Source organism: Methylobacterium sp. E-046, from assembly GCF_022829625.1.
GTDB classification, from domain to species: domain Bacteria; phylum Pseudomonadota; class Alphaproteobacteria; order Rhizobiales; family Beijerinckiaceae; genus Methylobacterium; species Methylobacterium longum.
In genome coordinates this window covers 1-3267 of sequence record NZ_JAKSYP010000061.1, presented here as the reverse complement: position 1 = coordinate 3267, position 3267 = coordinate 1, and the positions used below count along the sequence as shown (strand labels likewise).

General features: G+C 68.3%; 5 protein-coding genes. 3 read left to right on the top strand and 2 right to left on the bottom strand.

The features are described 5' to 3' along the window. Positions 1–87: 87 nt before the first annotated feature. Together MKK82_RS03890 and MKK82_RS03885 are read right to left on the bottom strand one after the other, a co-directional pair. Positions 88–363: a hypothetical protein gene (locus tag MKK82_RS03890; RefSeq protein WP_243984699.1), complete on the bottom strand. Its 276-nt coding sequence runs from the start codon at positions 361–363 to the stop codon at positions 88–90. A gap of 93 nt (positions 364–456) precedes the next feature. Next, the gene (locus MKK82_RS03885) at positions 457–747 is read right to left on the bottom strand and encodes a hypothetical protein (RefSeq protein ID WP_243984697.1); all 291 of its coding nucleotides are present in this window, start codon (positions 745–747) and stop codon (positions 457–459) included. 128 nt (positions 748–875) lie between these two features. On the opposite strand from MKK82_RS03885, the gene MKK82_RS34155 reads away from it, so the two are divergent. The 3 genes from MKK82_RS34155 to MKK82_RS03870 all read left to right on the top strand — a co-directional run. After that, positions 876–1307 carry a hypothetical protein gene (locus MKK82_RS34155; protein ID WP_313902082.1) on the top strand — a complete coding sequence of 144 codons (432 nt, stop codon included), beginning with the start codon at positions 876–878 and terminating at the stop codon, positions 1305–1307. 184 nt (positions 1308–1491) lie between these two features. Beyond that, positions 1492–2136, top strand: coding sequence for an AAA family ATPase (locus MKK82_RS03875; protein WP_243984696.1), 645 nt, complete (start codon positions 1492–1494; stop codon positions 2134–2136). 632 nt (positions 2137–2768) lie between these two features. Next, on the top strand, positions 2769–3267 hold a 499-nt coding region (locus MKK82_RS03870), incomplete at its 3' end, for a site-specific integrase (RefSeq protein WP_243984694.1).

The window sequence follows — 3267 nt, the reverse complement described above, 5'->3', positions numbered from 1 at the left end:
TCAGGTTCTTGAGGGAGGCACGGAAGGACATCGCGGGATCCTCGGATGAGGGACGCGGGCAGCCGGCCCGCTCGGTTGCGGGGCGGGTCAGAGGAGCGAGGCGAGGCTGGTCAGCACCATGCCGCCGCCGATGATGGCGACCGCGGCCAGCAGCTCGCCGGCCACGTCGAGGAAGCGCGGGGACCGGCTGTGCACGGTGTCGGGGCGGACGGGCGCCACGGCCTGCCAGGGCTCGATGGTGCCGGGCTGGGTCTCGTCGGGCAGGTTGCGGTAGCGGCGGTCCACGGGGAGCTGACGGCGGGCGCTGGTCACGGCGCGGACCAGGGCGGGCTGGCTGAAATCGGGGATACGGGCGTGCGTCATCGTTCGGGCTCCGGTGAGGGCTCGTGGCGGTGGTTCGGTGGTTGAGGGGGCGGGGCCCTTTTCGGCGCCGATCAGCGCGGCGCGGTCAGGGGATCAATGAGCGGCGGCGCGGTGGGCGGCCTTGGCGACCTGCCAAGTGGCCTTGAGAGCGGAAGACATCGCCTCGGCGCGGGAGACGCCGCAGCGCTCCTGAATGCCGGTGGCGGCCTTGCAGGCGGCGGCCATGATGGCGGCTCGGTCGTACTGCCCGGCGATGACGAGGGGACGGGTGCGGGCGCCGAGCTGGATCAGCGCGCGGGCGCCGAGCATGCCGGCGGGGATCTTGGTGCGAGCGTCAAGGCCGGCGCGGTCGATGCGGGTCCAAGAAACGGTGCGGTGCGCCATGGCTCAGCCCTCAACCTAGGGAACAGCCATAGGTTTAGCAGGTAGCGAGGGCCTGTCAATAGACCTATGGCTCAGCCATTGAGTTTGACGCCTTGGATCGGTATAATTCTCCTTGGAGATTGTGCCTGATGCCGCAGCAACCGATCCGCCTCACGCCTCGGCTCTGCCGTGCCGCGCGCGCCATGCTGGGTTGGCGGCAGGCGGATCTATTCGAGGCGTCAAAGGTGCCAGCGCCGACTATCGAGGCGTTCGAGGCTAAGCCTGAGAGCGCTCGGATGATGGGCGCGAACATGCGCGCGCTGATTGCCGCGTTCGAAGCCGCCGGCCTAGAATTCATCCCCGAGAACGGCGGCGGCGCCGGGATCCGGTTTCGGGACGCTAACCCGGTGAGCGCGGTCCGGACGCCTAAGCCGCCGTATAGCTCGATGGCCGAGAAAGCCGCGATGGAACGCGCAGAACGGCGCGAGCGCGGCGAGCCGCTGCCGGGCGACGAGGCTGACGAAGCTGTATGGCAAGAGATGCAGGCCGAGCACGCCCGGATGAGGGGCAGGCAGGGGTAGCCTCTGCGAGGCGCGTCGGGCATCCCTTGGGCGGGACGGAAGCGCTGTAGCCTTATGGCGCTGTCATGCTGTCATGCTGCAATGCTGTAGCGCTACAATGCTTCGGCATGGTGGCGCTGTCAGATCGTAGCGCTTCCGCACTGTCACGCTTCCCTGCTACAGCACCGCAGCACTGTGAGGGCACATGCGGACGATTACCCTAGTCACTCAGAAGGGCGGCGCCGGGAAAACGACGGTGGCGGCCAGCCTCGCTGTCGCTGCTGCCGAGGCCGGTGAGCGGGTCGTGGCGCTCGATCTCGATCCGCAGGGCTCGCTCGCGGCCTGGGGCGACAACCGGACGGCGGAAGCGCCAGCGGTCGACAGGCTCGGCTCTGATCGGTTGGCAGAGCTGCCGCAGATCCTGGCAGCGCTCGGCGAGCAGGGTTTTACCCTCGCGGTGCTCGACACGGCCGGCGTGGCGTCGACTGGCGGCAATCTCGCCATGCAGGCTGCAGACTTGGCTCTAATCCCCGCCCGGCCCTCGCGCCTCGACCTGCAAGCCACGATGCCGACGATTGAGACGCTGATGCGGCTCGGTATGCGGGACCGGTTCGCGTTCGTGCTCAACCAGTGCCCGGCCGGGCGCTCGGCTCGAACCGTCGAGGCGGCCAGCGGGCTCGGTATGTTCGGGGTGCTGGCAGAGCCGTCTCTAACCCAACGCGCCGACCACCAGGACGCGCTCGCGGCCGGGCAGGGGGTCACGGAGTACGCACCGGAGGGGAAGGCAGCCGACGAGCTGCGCGCCCTCTGGGTCTGGGCGGATCGCAAGATGAAGGCAGCCAAGGCATGAGCAAGCGCCCTTCCCTAATCGGTGGCCTGTCCCTGCCGGGGCCTGAGGCTAAGGCGCAACCTGCGGCCTCGGATGCGGGCCCGGATGCTCCCGCGGCGTCGAGGTCCCCCGATCCGGGGAGCGGAAAGCCTGCCGGCCGGCGCGCGCGGCCCGACGTGGTGCATACCTCTGTGTACCTGCCGCGGGAGGTGCATCGGCGTCTGCGGGAAATCGCGTTCACCCGAGATGTCAAAATCCACGATGTCATCATGGAAGGGATCGACGCGGCCTTGCAGAAGCACGGGCACCCGTCCGTCTCGTCCCTGAAACCCAAGGGCGAGGCGTAGCGCTGTAGCGGGATCGTGCCGCGGCGCTGTCACGCTGCGATGCCGTAGCGCTGTCGCGCCATGCCGTTTTCGCGCTTTCATGCTGTAGCACTACAGCGCCGGAGCATTGCAGCATGACGGCGGGTCGTGTAGCTTCCGATAAATCGTGTTCTCGGAAGTTACGGCATTAGGGCCAGCCTATGGCCTCGGGGCTTTTGATAGACGGAGGCACGGCATGGCGGACCGGTCGAATATCGCGGGAGCAATCAACGCGGCGCACGCTGGCGTTGATGGGCGACATCCGCGAGCGACAGGAGCGGCAGGCCCGTGGGTCCTGAAACTCTCCCGGCCGAAAGTGCGCCAAATTGGCAGACTTTGCCGGCCGAGGCCGCCGCGCTCGTTCGCGCCTATCAGACGGCCAGCAAGGCGGACTCTACCGTTCGGGCTTACCGCTCCGACGTGCAGGTCTTCCAGGCTTGGTGCGCGCGGTTCGGGTTCCGGTCCCTGCCTGCAAGCCCTGAGGCTGTGACTGGCTTCCTGGCGGCCGAGGCTGAGGCCGGGCGGTCCTCCTCGACCATCGGGCGTCGGCTCGCCGCGATCCGGCACGGGCATAAGCTGGCGAAGGCGGCGGACCCAACGTACGACGAGGACGTGCGCGCCACTAAGAATGGTATACGGCGCCGCGTCGGCACGGCCCCGACCCATAAGGCCACGCCCACGGTCGACGTGCTGCAGATAGTGCTGGCGAGGACGCAGGACCACCTGACCGGCAAGCGCGAACGGGACTTGTTGGCTCTCGGCTATGCTGGGGCGTTCAGTCGAGCTC

Excerpts from the sequence above, each read along its gene's own strand:
- MKK82_RS03890 (WP_243984699.1), bottom strand. The coding sequence starts at position 363 with ATGACGCACGCCCGTATCCCCGATTTCAGCCAGCCCGCCCTGGTCCGC.
- MKK82_RS03875 (WP_243984696.1), top strand. The coding sequence starts at position 1,492 with ATGCGGACGATTACCCTAGTCACTCAGAAGGGCGGCGCCGGGAAAACG.
- MKK82_RS34155 (WP_313902082.1), top strand. The coding sequence starts at position 876 with ATGCCGCAGCAACCGATCCGCCTCACGCCTCGGCTCTGCCGTGCCGCG.
- MKK82_RS03885 (WP_243984697.1), bottom strand. The coding sequence starts at position 747 with ATGGCGCACCGCACCGTTTCTTGGACCCGCATCGACCGCGCCGGCCTT.